The organism is Cupriavidus sp. 09_S30, from assembly GCF_056930435.1.
The window spans coordinates 522165-539562 of record NZ_JBXOWI010000001.1 but is presented as its reverse complement, the minus strand read 5'-3'; the positions used below and the strand labels follow the sequence as shown (position 1 = coordinate 539562).

Annotated in this window: 14 protein-coding genes; 7 read left to right on the top strand and 7 right to left on the bottom strand. The window is 70.7% G+C overall.

Features of this window, described 5'->3' with window-relative positions:
* Positions 1–138: 138 nt before the first annotated feature.
* Genes bamE through AC1Z3O_RS02575 form a run of 3 tightly spaced genes read right to left on the bottom strand, consistent with a single transcriptional unit; the run spans position 139 to position 6746 of the window.
* Positions 139–690: an outer membrane protein assembly factor BamE domain-containing protein gene (bamE, locus tag AC1Z3O_RS02585; RefSeq protein ID WP_483513285.1), complete on the bottom strand. Its 552-nt coding sequence runs from the start codon at positions 688–690 to the stop codon at positions 139–141.
* A gap of 43 nt (positions 691–733) precedes the next feature.
* Positions 734–4906 (bottom strand): translocation/assembly module TamB domain-containing protein, encoded by a 4173-nt coding sequence (locus AC1Z3O_RS02580; RefSeq protein WP_483513283.1) that lies wholly within the window; start codon positions 4904–4906, stop codon positions 734–736.
* A 22-nt stretch (positions 4907–4928) separates the two neighbouring features.
* Positions 4929–6746 carry an autotransporter assembly complex protein TamA gene (locus tag AC1Z3O_RS02575; protein WP_483513281.1) on the bottom strand — a complete coding sequence of 606 codons (1818 nt, stop codon included), beginning with the start codon at positions 6744–6746 and terminating at the stop codon, positions 4929–4931.
* Between the two features lie 158 nt (positions 6747–6904).
* Here AC1Z3O_RS02575 and AC1Z3O_RS02570 point away from each other — a divergent pair, with 158 nt between their 5' ends.
* From AC1Z3O_RS02570 to panC, 3 genes are all read left to right on the top strand, one after another.
* Entirely contained in the window at positions 6905–7093 is a 189-nt protein-coding gene (locus AC1Z3O_RS02570; RefSeq protein ID WP_483513279.1) for a DUF3460 family protein, read from the top strand.
* A 24-nt stretch (positions 7094–7117) separates the two neighbouring features.
* On the top strand, positions 7118–7999 hold the full coding sequence (locus AC1Z3O_RS02565) for a segregation and condensation protein A (RefSeq protein ID WP_483513278.1): 882 nt from the start codon (positions 7118–7120) through the stop codon (positions 7997–7999).
* A gap of 204 nt (positions 8000–8203) precedes the next feature.
* Positions 8204–9052 carry a pantoate--beta-alanine ligase gene (gene panC / locus AC1Z3O_RS02560; RefSeq protein ID WP_483513277.1) on the top strand — a complete coding sequence of 283 codons (849 nt, stop codon included), beginning with the start codon at positions 8204–8206 and terminating at the stop codon, positions 9050–9052.
* Between the two features lie 161 nt (positions 9053–9213).
* Here the strand turns inward: panC and AC1Z3O_RS02555 are convergent, their stop codons facing one another.
* Complete coding sequence (locus tag AC1Z3O_RS02555) at positions 9214–10413, bottom strand: PepSY-associated TM helix domain-containing protein (RefSeq protein ID WP_483513276.1); 1200 nt, start codon at positions 10411–10413, stop codon at positions 9214–9216.
* Positions 10414–10532: 119 nt separating this feature from the next.
* Positions 10533–12014, bottom strand: coding sequence for a cobyric acid synthase (locus tag AC1Z3O_RS02550; protein ID WP_483517499.1), 1482 nt, complete (start codon positions 12012–12014; stop codon positions 10533–10535).
* Between the two features lie 198 nt (positions 12015–12212).
* Here AC1Z3O_RS02550 and cobU point away from each other — a divergent pair, with 198 nt between their 5' ends.
* Genes cobU through AC1Z3O_RS02530 form a run of 4 tightly spaced genes read left to right on the top strand, consistent with a single transcriptional unit; the run spans position 12213 to position 15931 of the window.
* The gene (gene cobU, locus AC1Z3O_RS02545) at positions 12213–12875 is read left to right on the top strand and encodes a bifunctional adenosylcobinamide kinase/adenosylcobinamide-phosphate guanylyltransferase (protein ID WP_483513275.1); all 663 of its coding nucleotides are present in this window, start codon (positions 12213–12215) and stop codon (positions 12873–12875) included.
* Positions 12872–13906: an adenosylcobinamide-phosphate synthase CbiB gene (cbiB, locus tag AC1Z3O_RS02540; RefSeq protein WP_483513274.1), complete on the top strand. Its 1035-nt coding sequence runs from the start codon at positions 12872–12874 to the stop codon at positions 13904–13906. The genes cobU and cbiB overlap by 4 nt, the downstream gene beginning before the upstream one ends.
* Positions 13903–14964: a threonine-phosphate decarboxylase CobD gene (cobD, locus tag AC1Z3O_RS02535; protein ID WP_483513273.1), complete on the top strand. Its 1062-nt coding sequence runs from the start codon at positions 13903–13905 to the stop codon at positions 14962–14964. The genes cbiB and cobD overlap by 4 nt, the downstream gene beginning before the upstream one ends.
* 19 nt (positions 14965–14983) lie before the next feature.
* A complete protein-coding gene (locus tag AC1Z3O_RS02530) occupies positions 14984–15931 on the top strand; it encodes a cobalamin-binding protein (protein WP_483513271.1) in 948 nt (315 codons plus the stop codon).
* A gap of 39 nt (positions 15932–15970) precedes the next feature.
* Here AC1Z3O_RS02530 and AC1Z3O_RS02525 read toward each other — a convergent pair whose 3' ends face one another.
* Both AC1Z3O_RS02525 and AC1Z3O_RS02520 read right to left on the bottom strand, forming a co-directional pair.
* Complete coding sequence (locus tag AC1Z3O_RS02525) at positions 15971–16603, bottom strand: histidine phosphatase family protein (protein WP_483513270.1); 633 nt, start codon at positions 16601–16603, stop codon at positions 15971–15973.
* Positions 16588–17364 carry an adenosylcobinamide-GDP ribazoletransferase gene (locus AC1Z3O_RS02520; RefSeq protein WP_483513269.1) on the bottom strand — a complete coding sequence of 259 codons (777 nt, stop codon included), beginning with the start codon at positions 17362–17364 and terminating at the stop codon, positions 16588–16590. Before AC1Z3O_RS02520 ends, AC1Z3O_RS02525 begins: the two co-directional genes overlap by 16 nt.
* Positions 17365–17398 lie beyond the last annotated feature (34 nt).

Here is a 17398-nt window from a genome sequence, read left to right as displayed (position 1 = left end):
TCGGTCTGCGGGGCAAAAGCCTGTTTCGACTCCCCCTGCGGGGGAGTCGAAACAGGCCGTTGCCCCGATCAACCAATATGGCTCACTGAGACAGACAGCGGGCGAGGAGCCAAGGGCGTTCAAACTCGGCCCGCCCCCCTACCCCCCCTGCGTCCGCGACGGATCATCACTACGCGACGTCGTGGTCACCAGCCCGCTGCCCTGGTCAAAATGCACATTGAAGAAAGCCTTCTCCTGCGGCATCTCCCACCACCGATACCCCCAGACCTCCTCCTTCTTGAGCACAAAAGCCTCCACCTTGGTAGGCTTGCCCAACAGGCGACGCACATCGTCCCGGCTCATCCCCGGCCGCACCCGCGCAAAGTTCTCCGCAGTCAGCACCTGCTCGATCTTCGCCACCTTGCCATCGCCGCCGACAGTCACCATCCAGGTCGTGGCGCCCTCCGGTCCGCGCGGATATTCCAGCCGCCGGCTGCCGTCCTCTTCTTCCCAGACGATTTCCGGCCGGCCGGCCTGCTCACGCAGTTCCGCCTCGGTCGACACGCCGGGTTGGATGCCCTTGAACAACTGGCTGTCCGGCTTGATGGTGTTCCAGGCCGCGCGCGCACTGTCGCCCGCCTGTTTCATGGCCTGGTCCACTTTCTGCTGGTCGCAGCCGAACAATGCGAGGAGGGAGGAAATCAGTCCCATGGCGGCAAGGCGTCTGGCGAATGCACGGTTACGAGGGAAAGACTCAAGGCGCCGGCGCGCTCGCGCCGGAGGCCGCGGCGCCGGACTGACCGCCGGTTTCTGCACGTTCATCCTGCTGGCTCCCACTGGTGCCTCTGCGATTGGGCCGGCCGAGGAACAGGTCGGACCAGTTGTCGAAGCGGCGGTTGAACAAGACGGACAGGCCGTTGATGGTCCCGCCCTTGGCGATCAGCGACCAGCGCTGTGAGAGGGCCCAGGTCAGCTTGACCACGTTGTTGGCCGAGGTCAGGCTCTGCTCGTAGCCGACCGAAATCCTCTCGGTCACCGTCTTGCCGATGCTGACCACCTGCTGATCGCTCAGGCCGGCCGAGCTCGGGCCGATCGAGAATTCGTCGAATCCCAGATGCTGGACGACGCTCGTGCCCACCTTCCCGCCGATCATGCCCAGCGCCGCGCCACCCAGCGCGGCGCCGCTGAGCTGGCTTTGCTGGCCCGTCCCGGCATTCTCCGCGCCATAGCCGAACATCAGCCAGGACAGCTTGTCTTCCCTGGGCACGTCCGGATCCGACACCAGTTGCACGCGCGGCATCCGCACCGTGCCGGTCAGCTCCACGCCTGCCGACACCTCCTGGTTGCGGCGCATTGCGCGGATATTGAGGTTGGGATTGTCGATCGGCCCGTTGAAGTTGATGATGCCGCGCTCGATGTCCAGCCTGCGGCCGAAGGCCTCGAAGGTGCCCTCGGCCACGCGGATGGTGCCGTTGGCACGCATCGGCGACAGCGGCGCGCTCTTGACCTCGAGCTGCCCGACCAGGCGCAGGTCGGCGCCGCCGCCGCGGAAGCGGAAGTCGCGGCCCAGGTCCAGCGTCAGGTCGACGAGCGGGCTGAAGCGGCTCGCCGGCTTGGTTTCGGGCAGGGGGGTCGCCGCGGTCCGCAGCTCGCGCTGGTCCTTGCGGCGCACGACCACGACATCGTCGCCCAGCTCGGGCGCACCCGCCTTGGGCATATCGAACAGGCCACGGTCGACGGTGAACTTGCCGCGGATCACGATCTGCTTGTTTTCGTTGAGGATGGCGGCGTCGCCCGACACCACCAGCGTGCGCTCGGGACTGGAGAACAGCTGCAGCTTGTCTGCGACGATCTTGCCGGTGAGGTTGGGATTCGCCTCGCCCAGCTTGACGGTGCCGCTGGCCGTCACCTTGCCGTCGCCGCCATGGAATTCCACCTGCCTGAGTTCGACTGCGTTCTGGTCGAGCACCAGCCGCACCTTGCCATCCGTCAGGTGGATACCCAGGTCATAGAGCGTGACGCCAAGGCCGTCGCCATTGACGGTGCCCGTCAGCACCGGCGCCGCCACCGTGCCCGCCAATCGCACCGTGGCATCGGCGCGGCCCTCGAAGGCGTATTGCGGTCCGGCCAGCGCCTCCAGCGCCTTGATGCGCGGCACCTCGACCGCGACCTGCCCGCCCAGCGGCGAGCCGGGACCGATGGTGGCCACGCCCTGCTCCTGCACCAGCCCGGCCGAGGCATCGACCGTCAGCTTGCCGATGCGGCCCGATTCGATGCCCCCGCGCAGCACCAGCCGGTTGCCCACAGCCTCCGCCCGCAGCATGGTCTGCCCCAGGTTCAGCGTGGTGTAGCCGCGTCCGGCATTGACCGAGATGTCTCCGCTGCGCCGGCTCAGTTCGACGAATCCGCTGGCCGTCTCGGCCAGCACCACGTTCCAGCGGCCATCCAGCACCATGTCGGAACGCAATGGCAGCTTGTCGCCGCTGAGGGCCTCGATCATTTCGAGCGTATGGCCGATCTGCACCCCGTCGAGCCGGCCCTGGCTGCGGATGCGCCCGTGGTCCCAGTCGAAGCTGTCGATCGCCACGGTGGAGCGCTCGACCTGCAGCCGCGTGGCACCCAGCGTCACGTGCTGTTCGGCAACCATCAAGCCGACCGGGGCCAGCAGGCGGGCATTGAGAGTGCCGCGCTCTTCCAGGCGGCTGATGGTGCCGCTCCATCCCTTGGCGCCCCGCCAGGCACCTTGCCCGGCCAGGCCGATGTCCAGCGCGTGCCCGTTGACCGCGCCCGCGGCGTTCAGCACAAAGCGATGGTTGGACTGCGTGCCGTCCAGGCTCGCGCCGATGGTGCGCAGCGTGGCCTGGGGCCCGCGATAGTCGCGCGCGTCCAGCTTGAACGACAGCGGACCGTCGAGGTTGCCGCCCTCGCCCAGCTTCACCTGCGCCGCGCCGCTGGCGCTGGCCAGGTGATGGGGGCCGGCTACCAGGGCGCGCGCCTGGTAGGTGGCAGCGATCTCGGGATGGCGCAGCGTGCCGGCGATATCGGCATCGAGCTTGAGCGCGCCGGCCACGCCGAACTTGAGCCGGTCGAGCTGCGGCGCATCGACGGCCAGCTTGAGGCGGTCGCCGCGTGCGCCGAAGCTGCCGTGCAGTTCGGCGCGGTTGCCCGCCATCTCCAGCGTGGCGCTGCTGGGCAGCAGGCGCTCGCCGGCCAGTCGCAGCTTGCCGCCACCGGTCATGGGCCGGCCCGCGTACACGCTGTCGCGCACCGTGAAGTCGAGTGCGACGCGCAGCGTGCCGGCCAGGCTGCCACTGGCGGCGAACTCCGCGTTGATGCTGCCCGGCGCCACCTTGGCCAGGCGCGACGGGTCGAAGCTGGCCAGCCGGCCCTTGAAGCGGAAGGCCTGTTCGCCGGCGAAGCCCAGCTCGCCCTCTGCGGCGAGCGCGCCGGGGCCGATGCCGGCACGCAGCGAGGTCAGCGTGAGCTTGTCGCCCTCCACCTTGGCATCGGCGAACAGCTTGAGCGGGCCGTCGGCCAGGTCCAGGGCCACGCTCTGGCGGCCCGGCTCGAGCCGCACGATCACCGGCCCGGACAGCCGCGCGCTCTGCAGCGAACTATAGAGCGCGCGCGGGTCGAGCCGGCGCACGTCGAGGTCGAAGCCGCCGCGGCCCTCGCGCAGGGAACCGCCGCCGACAATCTGCCCCTGGCCGGCCAGCACCACCCGCAGGTCACGGATCTCCTGCTCGGTGCTGTTCAGCCGCACCTGCGCGCGCACCGACTCCACCGGCAGGCGCTCGGCGTCCAGCGGCCCCGCTTCGGCATTGTGGATTGCCACCTCGCCCGCGACGGTCAGCGGCGCCGCTTCGGCCTTGGGCGCACCGGCGGCGGCCGAGGCCGCGGAACGGGGTGAGGAAGCCGGCACGGAGGCCGCGGCGGGCGCGGAAGCGGCCTTGCCGGCCACCGCGCCGCTGCTGGTGTCATTCACGCCGCCCGTCACCGGCTTCAGCGCGGCCTCCACCGACAGGTCGGCGCGGGGTGCCGTCGGGCTGAACAGGCGCGGGTTGATGTGCTCGCCATGCAAGTCGAGGCGGGTGAAGGGCACCTTGTCGAATGGCGTCAGCTCGCCGCTGGCGCGGCCGCGGATGCGCTCGCCGCTGGCCTCCGCTTCGATGGTGATGGTCTGCAGGGTGCCGCCAGCATTGGCCGAGATGGAGAAGCTCTCCTTCTCCCAGCGTCCCTCCAGCAGCGCCTGCGCACTGAGCGGAAACGGCGCGTGCGCGCCGAGCTGGGCGTCCGCGGCCAGCTTGCCATAAGGCGTCGTGAGGCGATCGACACTGACGCGGTGGTGCAGGCCATCGGAGTGCAGGTTGCCGGCCAGGTCGGAGAACACCAGCGGCTCGGCGCTGGCATTGCTGGCGTCGTGCAGCGCCAGCCGCTGCAGGGTCAGCCGGTCCACGTCGATCGCCAGCGGCAGCGCCAGCGAGGCCGGCAGCCTGGCCGGCTCGGCGGTCGGCGCGGCGGGGCCCAGTTGCACATCCACCTTGCCGATCGTCAGCCATTGCACGTGCAGGCGCGCGGGCGACCAGCTGAAGGCCCATCGGCTGTCCAGGCTGTCGACGGCCACGCGCGTCTGCCCGCTGGCGAACACCACCTGCCGCAGTCGCAGGCCGCTCGCCAGCGTGCCGCCGTCCACGCGGCCCGACAGCGTGCCGGCCGACAGGCGCGTCGCCAGCGCCCAGAGCTGGCGGGTGCCGGCTTCGCTCGTCAGGGCCGCAGCCACCAACCCGGCCAGCACCACCGCGAGCACCAGCACGGCGGCCAGGCTCCAGCCCAGCACGCGCCGTAGCACGCGCCAGGCCGCCGCCGGACGCGGCGGCGGCGAATCCGGCCCTGGCGCTGGCACCGGGGGCATGTCGAGGCGGCTCATGACCGGCTCCGGGCCGCGCGCATCAGAAGGCCACCCCCAGCGAGATATGGGGTCGGAACTGTTGCTTCTGGATGCCGTAGCCGACGTCGAGCTCCACCGGCCCGACCGGGCTGCGCCAGCGCGCGCCCAGGCCGACGCCGTTGAAGATGGTGATGCCGTGCAGGTTGTCGGTCGCGGTGCCGGCGTCCCAGAACACGGCTACGCCCCACTCGGGCCGGAACCAGTACTGGTACTCCAGGCTGGCCGTGCCCAGGTAGCGCGCCGGCAGCACGCTGGCGCCGCTCTGCGTGCCGATGGACTGGAAACTGTAGCCACGGACCGAGTCGGTGCCGCCGGCGCGCCAGCGCAGCGTGGCCGGCACGTTCTGCGGATCCGCCTTGGTCAGGTCTGCGCCCAGTTCCAGCCGCGCCAGGATCAGGTCGCGGGAGCCGACCGGGATGTACTGGCGGATCCGGCCGTACAGGCGCAGGAAGGTGGCATCCGACAGCAGGTTCTTGAGCGCCACGCCGACCTGGGTGTTGATCACGTTGCCACGGCGCGGAAAGACCGGGTTGTCGACGTTGCGGCGCGTCCAGGCGAAGGCGGGCACCAGCGCCCGGGCGATCTGCTGCTGCTCGCCCAGCGGCAGCAGGCGGTCATAGTAGTAGTCGAGCGAGTAGGTCGTCTCGTAGTTTTCGCGCGAACGCGAGCGCTTGAGGCCCGTGCGCATGCTGGTGGTGTCGGTGTTTTCGATGTCGATCGTATGCTCGTAGCTACCGTACACGCTGTTGCGGTAAGCCTTGGTATCGGGCGGCATCGCCACCTCGACCAGCCCGTACTGGCGCTTCTGCTCGAGGCTGAGCTGGGAGTCGAGGGTCCAGGCGCGGTTGAACAGGTTGTAGTAGGAATAGCGGCCCGAAACCTGCCCGCCTGTGTCCGTGGTAAAGCCCACGCCCGCGCTCAGCCGGTTTTCAGGATGCTCGCGCACGCGCACATTGACGGGCGCGGTCACCGTGTCGGCGCCGTCGGCAGGCGGCGCATTTTCCAGATCGACCTGCACATTGGAGAAATAGGGCTGCCGCTGGATGGAGCGCTGCAGCTCCAGCAGGCGTTCCGCGCTGTAGGGTTCCCCCACGCTGAGTGGATTCACGTTGCGGATGATGCGCTCCGGATAGCGGCGCGTACCCGTGATGCGCAGGGGGCCGAGCAGGTAGCTTGGGCCGCTGGCGTAGCGCACCGTCAGGTCGGCGGCCTGCTCGTCGGGTTCGACCCGCGCCTCCGAATGGGCCAGCTTGGCACCATAGTAGCGGCGGGCCTGCAACTGCGCCAGCCCATCGCTCTTGGCCTTGTCCCAGTCGGACTGGCGGAACGGCCGCCCGGCAGGCAGCCCCCAGCCCTTGCGCAAGGCCTCGACCTGCACCGGCGCCTGCTGCGAGGCCGGGCCCTCGACCCCGACGTCGACGTGGCGGATCAGCGTGCGCGCACCAGCGTCCACCGTGATGTGGACCACGCGCTGGTCACCCTCGCCTTCCACTCTCGCCTTGGTGGTGGCATCGAAATAGCCTTCGGTGGAAGCGAACTGGCGCACCTGGTCGCCGACCGTTTCGACCATGTAGTCGAACTGGTCAGCCGAGAGAGAGGTGCGGTCGGCAAAGCGGACCAGGTCCAGGTGGGCCTTCAGGATGTCGCGCAAGACACTGGGCGCGTCCACCTCCACCTTGTAGACCGCGCCGGCCGGCATGGGCGCCAGCAGCAAGGCCAGCCCCACCGGGGCCAGCTGGCGCGCATGCGCCACCGGCCGCACCAGCGCGTGCGCTAGCGCCCGCCAGGCGCCGGGCTCGGGCTTGCTTCGCAAACGCATCCTCATCCGTAGTTGCCGATCTCACAAAGTTGATATTTGACCACAACCGCAGGGCACGTCAGGCATCGGCAGCGCCCGCGCCATGCAAATCCTCCGGACCGGTCCTCCGATACGGTAAAATCGCGGCGGTTCCCGCCTTACCTGAAAGAATTCCCACCATGGCACTCTACGAATCGGACATCACCCAGTTCCTGAAGACGCTCAAGCAGGAGCAACCCTCGCTCGAAGCCGAGCAGCGCCAGGGCCGCGCCCTGCTGTGGGACAAGACCCCGATCGATCTGGACGAGCGCGACCGCACCCAGGCCTCGCGCGTGGCGCAAAAGCCCTACGTCTACTCGCTGGATTAAGCCCAGCACGGATCCTGCCGGCCCATGAGCCCTGACGACCAGGACAAGCTGGCGCTGGCCATCGAGCTGCCAAGCGTCTCGCCGGAACGCGACGCCACGCCCGACACCGTCGACGGCATGGCCTTCGCGCGCCTCTACGGCGAGCCGCTGTTCCAGCTTCCGCAGGATCTCTACATTCCGCCCGATGCGCTCGAGGTCTTCCTGGAAGCCTTCGAGGGCCCGCTCGACCTGCTGCTGTACCTGATCCGCAAGCAGAATTTCAACGTCCTCGACATCCCGATGGCGCAGGTGACGCGCCAGTACCTCAGCTACGTCGACGAGATCCGCAAGACCAACCTGGAACTGGCCTCGGAATACCTGCTGATGGCCGCCATGCTGATCGAGATCAAGTCGCGCATGCTGCTGCCGGTCAAGAAGTCCGACAGCGAGGAGGAAGCCGAGGACCCGCGCGCCGAACTGGTGCGCCGCCTGCTCGAGTACGAGCAGATGAAGCTGGCCGCGCAGCGCCTGGACGGCGTGCCGCAGCTGGGCCGCGATTTCCTGCGCGCGCAGGTCTATATCGAGCAAAGCCTGACGCCGCGCTTTCCCGACGTCGACTGCACCGACCTGCAGGCGGCCTGGGCCGACGTGCTCAAGCGCGCCAAGCTGAACCAGAACCACAAGATCTCGCGCGAGGCGCTCTCGGTGCGGGAACACATGAGCCAGATCCTGCGGCGGCTGCAGCATGCCCGCTTCATGGAGTTCTCCGAACTGTTCGAGGATGCGATCCGCTCGGGCCAGGGCTCGCCGGTGGTCGTGGTCAACTTCATCGCCATCCTCGAACTGGCGCGCGAGTCCCTGCTGGAGATCACGCAGGCCGAGCCGTTCGCGCCGATCTACGTCCGCCTCGCCTATACGCCCAGCTGAAAGTCCATTCCGGAGCGGCAAAGGGATCCTTCCTCAATCCGGAACGGTTTCCTGGCCTCGCACCGCCCCGAAGCGGGGATCAGTTGGCCCGCAGCGCGCCCACTTGTTCTACAATCCGCCGACAACCGGCGCTCAGACCGGCACGCCCGCTGGCTCCGGCCAGGGCACATGGGTCTCTCCGATCACGATCAGCACGCCAAGTTCATGAAAGTCATTTCCTCCATCCACGAGCTGCGCGACCAGTTGCGCGGCCAGAACCGCGTCGCCTTCGTGCCCACCATGGGCAACCTGCACGAAGGCCACCTGTCGCTGATGCGCCTGGCGCGCCAGCACGGCGACCCGGTGGTGGCGTCGATCTTCGTCAACCGCCTGCAGTTCGGCCCCAACGAGGATTTCGACAAGTACCCGCGCACGCTGCAGGAGGACATCGAGAAACTGCAGAAGGAAGGCGTCTACGTGCTGTTCGCGCCGACCGAGCGCGATATGTACCCGGAGCCGCAGGAATACCGCGTGGAGCCGCCGCATGACCTGGGCGACATTCTCGAAGGCGAATTCCGCCCCGGCTTCTTCAAGGGCGTGTGCACAGTGGTGATGAAGCTGTTCTGCTGCGCGCAGCCGCGCGTGGCGGTGTTCGGCAAGAAGGACTACCAGCAGCTGATGATCGTGCGCCGCATGGCCAGCCAGTTCGCACTGCCGATCGAGATCGTGCCCGCCGAGACGGTACGCGCCGAAGACGGCCTGGCGCTGTCCTCGCGCAACCGCTACCTGGCCGCGGACGAGCGAGCCGAGGCACCCGTGCTCTATCGCACGCTGCACCAGGTGCGCGACACCGTGCTGGCCGGCAACCCGGCCGCCACCGACCTGGCGGCGGTCGAGGCACAGGCACTCGCCAGCCTGGGCGCGCGTGGCTGGAAGCCCGACTACGTGGCCATCCGCAAGCGCGGCGACCTGCAGGCGCCGACCCGCGAGGAATTCATCGCGGGCGAGCCGCTGGTGGTGCTGACCGCGGCAAAGCTGGGCGCGACCCGGCTGATCGACAATCTGGAGATCTGAGGCCGCGGGCGCTGCCCCGACCCCTCCGGCCGACGCGGGCCGGAAAATAGAACGCCCGGCAAAGCCGGGCGTTTTGCCAGGCGCGGCGCCAACGATGACGCCGCTGCCGGCTAAGACCTACTAGACCTACTAAGACCAACCAAGGCCAACCAAGGCCCGGCTCAGGCCGCGCGCATGCCGGCGCGCTGCTGCTCGCGCGTCAGGTGGTGCCGGTGCCCGCGCCTGCGCTTGAGCCAGATCAGCAGTCCGGTCAGCGCGAACATCAGCGGCGCCAGGCCGAATACCGTGATGAAGAGGCGCCCCGGCAGGCCGAACGCTTCGCCGGTGTGCAGCGGATACAGCCAGTTCAGCAGCGTGTCGCCGGCCGGCGCGCGCCGCGGGTCGCGCACGGACAGCACCGTGCCGCGGCCGGCATCGATCCAGACCCGGGTGGAGCCGCTGCCCTGGCGCACTTCGCCCGGTTGGCGCAGGCGGATCTCATAGGCATCGCCGGCCTTGCGCGGCAGGCTCACGCGCGTCACGCGCGCCTCCGGATAGGCGGCCTGCGCCGCCGCCATGGCCTGCCCGATGTCGAGCCCCGGCGCGCCGGACGGCGCTGATGCCGACACCGGCTTGGGCCCGGGTGGCGTCACGGTCATCACAGCGCCCACCAGCGGCGTGACCCACTTCGGCAGGTTCAGGTACCAGCCCGAGAACGCGATGACCAGCAGCACCGGGGCGGCGAAGATGCCGGCGGCACGGTGCAGCGAATAGTTGAAGCGCGACCACGAGCCGCCATGGCGAATGCTGAGCGCCTGCAGCAAGGCACGTGCGCGCAGCTTGGGCAGCCACAGCAGCACCCCGCCCAGCGTGGTCAACAGCATCAGCATGGCGGTGACGCCGGTAAGCGTCTTGCCGGTCTCGCCCGACAGCAGGTAGCGGTGCAGGAAGAACAGCGTGGGCATCAGCCGCTGCCGCGACAGGCCTGGCTCGCCCCAGACGCGTTCGCCCTTCACCGCCAGCGTGGCCGGATCGACCGTGACCTGGCGCGAGCGGCCCGGCACGGCGCCTTCCGCCCCTTTGACCGGATACCAGGCAACGAACACGTCTTGGGGGCCGTCGGGCAGCATCAGCATGCGCGGCTTGCCGTAGCGCGGATCGGCCGCCAGCTTGTCCGCTACCGACTTTGCGAGGGCCGGCGTGGCCGGGCCGGCAGCGGGCGCCGAGGCACGCAGGAGATCGGGATTGAGTGCCGCATCGATCTCGTCGCGCCAGGCGATCACGGTGCCGGTCAGCCCGAGCACGACAAAGATCAGCCCGAAGCTCAGGCCGAGGTAGAGGTGGATCTTCTTCAGGACGGTGCGCGTGCGGCCGGTGACCATGATCGGGGAGGCGGCATGCAGGGCGCGCCCAAATGAGAATGCGAAGAATTCGCGATTCTAGCAGCAGCCGAAGCCAGCGCGATGCGGCGCGAGGGCTTGCAACGGTGCCGGCGCCAACGTTAGGACCGCAGCGGCGCCAGCAGCGCTTCCAGGTCGAGATGCTCGGCCAGGGTGTCGGCCAGCCGCTCGATCGACGCCTCGCGCAGCGCCGCCAGGTCCACACCTTGCGCATCGGCCAGGCCGGCCCAGCGCAGCAGCGCGGCGCAGGCCGAGGGCTCGTCGAACAGGCCGTGCACATAGGTGGCCAGCACCTGGCCGTCCTCCGACAGCGCGCCGTCGGCGCGGCCATCGTCCAGCCGCAGTGCCGGCCGCGACAGGCCGCCGCCGCTGCTGACGCCCATGTGGATCTCGTAGCCCATGACCGAGGCCTGGGCCGGTGATTGCACGCCCTGTCCGCACTCCTCGCCCAGCAGCAGCCGGCCGCTGACGCGCTTGAGCTGCTTGTGTGCGGCAAGCGTGGTCTCGTAGTCGAGCAGGCCCAGCCCCGGGCTGCTGCCGGGCGTGCCTTCGCGGCCATCCGGATCGTGTAGCGCCCGGCCCAGCATCTGCATGCCGCCGCAGATGCCGATCACCTTGCCGCCGTAGCGCAGGTGGCGGCGCAGCGCCGGCTCCCAGCCGTTGGCGCGCAGGAAGTCCAGGTCGGTGCGCACGCTCTTGCTGCCCGGCAGCACGATCAGGTCCGCCGGCGGCACCGGCGCGCCCGGCCCGATGAAGCGCAGGTCCACCTGCGGATGGGCGCGCAGCGCGTCGAAATCGGTGTGGTTGGAGATGCGCGGCAGCACGGGCACGATCACGCGCAGGGGCTGCGCGCCGCCACCCGACTTGTCGACCTGGGCGCTCACGATGGCGTCCTCGGCATCCAGGTGCAGGCCGTGCAGGTAGGGCAGCACACCGAAGACCGGCTTGCCGGTGCGCGCCACCAGCCAGTCCAGCCCCGGCTGCAGCAGGCCGATGTCACCGCGGAAGCGGTTGATGATGAAGCCAGTCACACGGGCCCGCTCGCTATCGGACAGGCAGTCCAGCGTGCCGACCAGGTGGGCGAAGACGCCACCGCGGTCGATGTCGGCCACCAGCACCACCGGGCAGTCCACTGCCTCGGCAAACCCCATATTGGCGATGTCGCGATCGCGCAGGTTGATCTCGGCGGGGCTGCCCGCGCCTTCCACCAGCACCACGTCATAGGCCGCGCGCAGCCTGTCGTGCGAGGCCAGCACCGCCTTCATCGCCTCCGGCTTGTAAGCATGGTAGGCGCGCGCGTCGAGGTCGAGCCGGGCGCGCCCATGGATGATGACCTGGGCGCCGGTATCGCTGCTGGGCTTGAGCAGCACGGGATTCATGTCGGTGTGCGGCGCCAGCCCGGCCGCCTGCGCCTGCAGCGCCTGGGCCCGGCCGATCTCGCCACCATCGGCCGTGACCGCGCTGTTGAGCGCCATGTTCTGCGGCTTGAAGGGCACCACGCGCGTGCCGCTGCGGGCCAGCAGCCGGCACAGCCCGGCCACCAGCGTGCTCTTGCCCGCATCGGAGGTGGTGCCCTGCACCATCAGGGTGCCGTGCAGTGCGTCCGGCGCCGGGTGCGCCTGTTGTGCGGGTTGCACCTGCTGTACGGGTTCCGCCTGCGGCGGCGCGCCCGGAAGGGAGACTTGGTGTCGCATGGGGCGGATTATCGCACCGCGCCGCCGGGCGCAGCGCCGCGCGGCGCCCGGCGTGTCAGCGGGTGGGGCGGCGGCTACAATACCCGGATGGAAACCCCGGCCACCGCCATCGAAGCCACGCCCGAAGCCGCAGCGGAAACAGCCCCGGGCGCCGCTCATGCCGCCCGCGAGCTGACCCTGGTGCTGGGCGGCGCACGCTCGGGCAAGAGCCACTATGCCGAGCAGCTCGCCGCCGACCATGCCGCGCGCACCGGTGGCCCGGTCACCTACGTCGCCACGGCCCGCCATGACGCCAACGGCGGTGACGAGGAAATGGAGCTGCGTATCGCGCTGCACCGCGCCAGGCGGCCGGCCGGCTGGCAACTGGTGGAAGAGCCGCTGCACCTCGCCGATGCCCTCTACGCCCACGCGCGCCACGACGGCTGCATCCTGGTGGACTGCGCCACGCTGTGGCTCAACAACCTGATCTTCCTCGACGCGCGCAGCTATCCCGAGCACGGCCTGATCACGCCGCCCGCGGCGTTCACGGACGAGATCGAGGCCTTGCTTGGCGCCCTGCCCACGCTGCCCGGCCACACCATCCTGGTTTCCAATGAGATCGGCTTCGGCGTGGTCCCGCTGGGGGCGATCACCCGCTTCTATGTCGACGAGCTTGGCAGGCTCAACCAGAAGCTGGCCGCCACCGCTGACCGCGTGCGCCTGCTGGTGGCCGGCATTCCGGTGGCGGTGAAAGGCGCGGATCCCGCATGATCATGCTGTCCTGGCCGGCCTGCGTGGCGGCCGCGCTGGCGGGGGTCTGCCTGGACCGCCTGCTGGGCGAGCCGCGGCGCTGGCATCCGCTGGTGGGGTTCGGCCGCATCGCCGCCGCGCTCGAAGCGCGCCTGAACCGCCGCGCGCCACCGGAGCGCCAGCGCCTGGCCGGGCTGGCCGCCTGGTCGCTGATGGTGCTCGGGCCGGCCGCGCTGGCCTGGCTGCTGGTCGCCGCCGCGCAGCGCGTCAGCCCCTGGCTGGCCCTGGCGCTGCATGCGCTGGCGCTCTACACGGCCCTGGGCGCGCGCAGCCTGCAGCAGCATATCGCGCCGATCGCCGACGCCCTTGCCGCGGACGATCTGGCCGCAGCGCGGCAGCTCACCGCGCGCATCGTCTCGCGCGACACGGCCGATGCCGATGCCGAGGCGCTCGCGCGCGCGGCCTGCGAATCCGCGCTGGAAAACGGCAATGACGCGGTGTTCGGCGCGCTGTTCTGGTTCCTGGCCGGCGGCGCGCCTGCCGTGGTCCTGTTCCGCCTGGCCAATACGCTCGATGCCATGTGGGGCTACCGTACCCCGCGCCTGCTGCATTTCGGCTGGGCCGCGGCCCGGCTCGACGATCTGCTCAACCTGCTGCCGGCTCGGCTGACCGCGCTGTCCTATGCGCTGCTGGGCGCTACCGGCCCGGCCTTGCGCTGCTGGCGCACGCAGGCGCCTGCCTGGTCCAGTCCCAACGCGGGGCCCGTGATGGCCGCCGGCGCGGGCGCCATCGGCGTAGCGCTGGGCGGCCCGGCTCGCTATCACGGCCAGTGGGAGGCCCGCCCGCCGCTGGGCGCCGGCCTTGCCCCCGGCGCGCCGCAGGTTCGTGCCTGCCTGCGCCTGGTCCGCCGCACATTGTGGCTATGGCTCGGCTTGGCCGCGGCCAGCGCGCTGGCCAGCCTGGCGCTGGCGCACTGGACCCATGCGCCGCGGCCGGCGCCGCTGTCCCTGGCCACCCCGCCGGCGCCCCTGACCTGCCCCTCGCTGTCATGACCACACCGATCCGCCACGGCGGCGACCTGCGCGCCGCTTCTGCCCGCTACGGCCGCCCCCTCGGCGACTGGCTCGACCTGTCCACCGGCATCAACCCCGACGGCTATCCCGTGCCGCCCTTGCCGGCCCAGTCCTGGCAACGGCTGCCCGAGGACGACGACGGCCTGGCCGAGGCCGCCGCGCATGCCTATGGCGCGCCGCACGCCTTGCCCGTCGCCGGGTCGCAGGCGGCCATCCGCGCCCTGCCCGCGCTGCTGCGGCGCGGCCGCGTGGGCGTGGCCGCGCTGGGCTATAGCGAATACGGGCCGGCCTTCGCGCGCGCCGGCCACACGGTGGTGCCACTCGACGAGGCGCACTTCCACGATCCGGGCCTGGGCGGCGTCCTGCCCGAGCTCGACCACCTGGTGGTGGTCAATCCCAACAACCCCACCGGCAGGCAGCTGCCGCCCGGCACGCTGCTGGCATGGCACGCCGCGCTGGCCGCGCGCGGCGGCACGCTGCTGCTCGACGAAGCCTTCATGGACTGCAGCCCCGCGGGCTCGCTGGCAGCGCGCGCCGGCATGCCCGGCCTGGTGGTGCTGCGCTCGCTGGGCAAGTTCTATGGACTGGCCGGACTGCGCTGCGGCTTCGTGCTGGCAGCGCCCGCTCTGCTGGCGGATCTGCACGGCCTGCTCGGACACTGGAGCGTGTCGGGCCCGGCGCGCGCGGTGGCACAGCTGGTACTGGACGACACCGCCTGGCAGGCGCAGACGCGCGCCCGGCTGGCGCAAGCCGGCGAGCAGTTGGGCACGCTGCTGCGCAGCGCCGGCCTGGAACCGGTCGGCCATCCGCTGTTCCAGTGGGTGCCGCTGGAACACGCCGCCGCACTGCATGCGGCGCTGGCGCGCCAAGGCGTGTGGACCCGCCACTTCGAGGCCGCCGGCGGCTGCCTGGCCAGCCTGCGGCTGGGCCTGCCGCCCGCCCAGCCGCAAGCCTGGGCGCGCCTGCAAGATGCCCTGGAGATGGCCCTGGCCGCCTGCGCGGCGGCGCCCGCCAGCGTGCCCGGCACCGCTGCCTGAACCCTTTCCGGATCCCTGCATGTTCACCAGCCTCACCAGCCCCATCCGCCCGAAAGCGCGCACGCCAGCACCGCGCCACCTTGCCGCCGCACTGCTCGTGCTCGGCCTCTGCCCAGCCGCGCATGCCGCCCTTTCCGTGGTCGACGACGCCGGGCAGACCGTGACCCTGGCCGCACCCGCCAGGCGCGTGGTCTCGCTGGCGCCGCACGTGACCGAGCTGCTGTACGCGGCCGGCGGCGGCGAGCGCATCGTCGGCACGGTCAGCTACAGCGACTACCCGCCGGCCGCGCGCGCGATTCCTCGCGTCGGCGACAACAAGTCGCTCGACCTGGAACGCATCGCCGCGCTCAAGCCGGACCTGATCGTGGTCTGGCGCCACGGCAACGCCCAGCAGCAGATCGACCGCTTGCGCGCACTCGGCCTGCCCCTCTACTTCAGCGAGCCACGCCGGCTGGAGACCATCGCCGACGACATCGAGAAGCTCGGCACCCTGCTCGGCACCGCGCCGGTGGCCGCGCGCGCCGCGGGCGACTTCCGCCAGCGCATCGAATCGCTGCGCAAGACCTATGCGAACCGGGCGCCGGTGACGGTGTTCTACCAGGTCTGGCAGCGGCCGCTGATGACGCTGAACGGCCGCCACCTCGTCAGCGACATGCTGGCCTTGTGCGGCGGGCGCAATCTCTTTGCCGATGCGGCCCCGCTGGTGCCCACGGTGACGGAGGAAGCGGTGGTGGCAGGCAATCCCGAGGTGATGGTCACGGCCGGCATGGGCGCCACGCGCCCTGACCAGCCGCTGGCCGACTTCGCGATGTGGGAGCGCTGGAAGCAGATGACCGCGGTGGCACGCCGCAATCTCTACGTGATCGACGGCGACCTGATCAACCGCGCCGGCCCGCGCGTGGCACAGGGCGCGGAGATCCTCTGCAAGGACCTCGACGACGCGCGCAGCAAGCGGCCCGCGCGCTGAGCCCCCTTCGCCCCCTCGCCCTTCTCCCCTAGGGCCGCCTCATTCGGCGGCCCGCCTGTTCCACCAGCCCAGCGCGGGCGCGTACCCGCCCAGGCGAAAACAAGCGCTGGCGCCGAAGCCGATCTGCCAGTTCAGCGTGCGCACCAGCGGCACGCCCAGCCAGTGTGCTGCCAGCATCCGCATCGGGCCAGCGTGGCACACCACCCAGATACAGCCGGAGCCGTTGCTGCCGTCGCTTGCCGCGGCCGCGCACAGCGCATCGGCCCAGCCAGCCACGCGCGCCAGCGCCTGCCCCGTGCTCTCGCCGCCGTGCGGCCGCGCGCCGAGCAGGTCCGCGGCCCAGGCATCGAGCTGCGCGCGCGCGATGCCATCCCACGGCAGGCCTTCCCAGGCGCCGAAATCCACCTCGCGCAGGCACGCTTCCAGTTCGATGACGGGTAGTGGTGCTGCGCCGGGCCGGTCCACTAGCCATGCGTCGCGCAGCAGGGCCGCGGTCTGCGCCGCGCGCGTGAGCGGGCTGGCAATGATGCGCGCGGGAGAACAGCCAGGCAGCGCGCGGATCATGGCGGCAGGCGCGGGCATGACCGGCACGGCCAGCGCGAGGTCGAGGCTGCCGTAGCAGATGCCCTCGCCCACCGCCGGGCGCGCATGGCGGATCAGGACCACGTCCATGCCGCGGCCACCAAGTAGACCAGCAGTTCGGCAAGCTGCTGGGCCATGCCCAGGCAGTCGCCCGTATAGCCGCCGATGCGGCGCACGAAGTAGCGCCCCAGCCCCCAGCGCAGCAGCAGCAGCGCCAGCAGTGCCGCGCCGGCAAAAGCGGGCGACAGTGCCAGCAGCGGCAGCACGCCGCAGGCAAGCGCGAACGCCAGCCCGGCGCCGGCCAGGCGCTGTGCCACCGGCTTGGCCTTGCCCTCCGCCCGCACATAGTCGAGCGTGGCCAGGTAGCTGGCGGCGAGTGCCCGGCTGGCGCCATGCGATGCCACCAGCACGGCCAGCAGCACCGCCACGCCGCCGCGCGCGTGGATGGCCAGCAGCAGTTGCCATTTCAGCAGCAGCGCAATCACCAGCGCGATGGCGCCGAACGCTCCGATGCGCGAATCGTGCATGATGCGCAGCACGTCCTCGCGCGCAAAGGCGCCGCCGAAGGCATCGACGCAGTCGGCCAGGCCGTCTTCATGGAAGGCGCCGGTCAGCAGCAGCGTCAGCGCCATGCCGAGCAGCACCGCCACGGCCGGCGGCCACCATTGCAGCGCGCCCCAGGTCACCACCGCACCGGCGGCGCCGACCAGCAGGCCGACCAGCGGAAAGTAGCGCGCGGCCGCGTTCAGGTAGTGCGGCGCGAAGCCCACCCAGCGCGCCAGCGGGCGCGGCAAAGGCAGGCGCGTGAAGTAGCCCAGGGCGGTCAGGAAGTAGCGGATCTCGTCGGCCATGCGCCATTGTCTCCTCAGTGTCGCCCCTGGCGGC

What these genes read in the sequence shown, in the direction of transcription:
- AC1Z3O_RS02570 (WP_483513279.1), top strand. Translation starts at nt 6,905, where the DNA reads ATGGCACTCTACGAATCGGACATCACCCAGTTCCTGAAGACGCTCAAG.
- panC (WP_483513277.1), top strand. Translation starts at nt 8,204, where the DNA reads ATGAAAGTCATTTCCTCCATCCACGAGCTGCGCGACCAGTTGCGCGGC.
- cobU (WP_483513275.1), top strand. Translation starts at nt 12,213, where the DNA reads ATGGAAACCCCGGCCACCGCCATCGAAGCCACGCCCGAAGCCGCAGCG.
- cobD (WP_483513273.1), top strand. Translation starts at nt 13,903, where the DNA reads ATGACCACACCGATCCGCCACGGCGGCGACCTGCGCGCCGCTTCTGCC.
- AC1Z3O_RS02525 (WP_483513270.1), bottom strand. Translation starts at nt 16,603, where the DNA reads ATGGACGTGGTCCTGATCCGCCATGCGCGCCCGGCGGTGGGCGAGGGC.
- AC1Z3O_RS02565 (WP_483513278.1), top strand. Translation starts at nt 7,118, where the DNA reads ATGAGCCCTGACGACCAGGACAAGCTGGCGCTGGCCATCGAGCTGCCA.
- cbiB (WP_483513274.1), top strand. Translation starts at nt 12,872, where the DNA reads ATGATCATGCTGTCCTGGCCGGCCTGCGTGGCGGCCGCGCTGGCGGGG.
- AC1Z3O_RS02550 (WP_483517499.1), bottom strand. Translation starts at nt 12,014, where the DNA reads ATGGTGCAGGGCACCACCTCCGATGCGGGCAAGAGCACGCTGGTGGCC.
- AC1Z3O_RS02520 (WP_483513269.1), bottom strand. Translation starts at nt 17,364, where the DNA reads ATGGCCGACGAGATCCGCTACTTCCTGACCGCCCTGGGCTACTTCACG.
- AC1Z3O_RS02580 (WP_483513283.1), bottom strand. Translation starts at nt 4,906, where the DNA reads ATGAGCCGCCTCGACATGCCCCCGGTGCCAGCGCCAGGGCCGGATTCG.
- bamE (WP_483513285.1), bottom strand. Translation starts at nt 690, where the DNA reads ATGGGACTGATTTCCTCCCTCCTCGCATTGTTCGGCTGCGACCAGCAG.
- AC1Z3O_RS02575 (WP_483513281.1), bottom strand. Translation starts at nt 6,746, where the DNA reads ATGCGTTTGCGAAGCAAGCCCGAGCCCGGCGCCTGGCGGGCGCTAGCG.
- AC1Z3O_RS02530 (WP_483513271.1), top strand. Translation starts at nt 14,984, where the DNA reads ATGTTCACCAGCCTCACCAGCCCCATCCGCCCGAAAGCGCGCACGCCA.
- AC1Z3O_RS02555 (WP_483513276.1), bottom strand. Translation starts at nt 10,413, where the DNA reads ATGGTCACCGGCCGCACGCGCACCGTCCTGAAGAAGATCCACCTCTAC.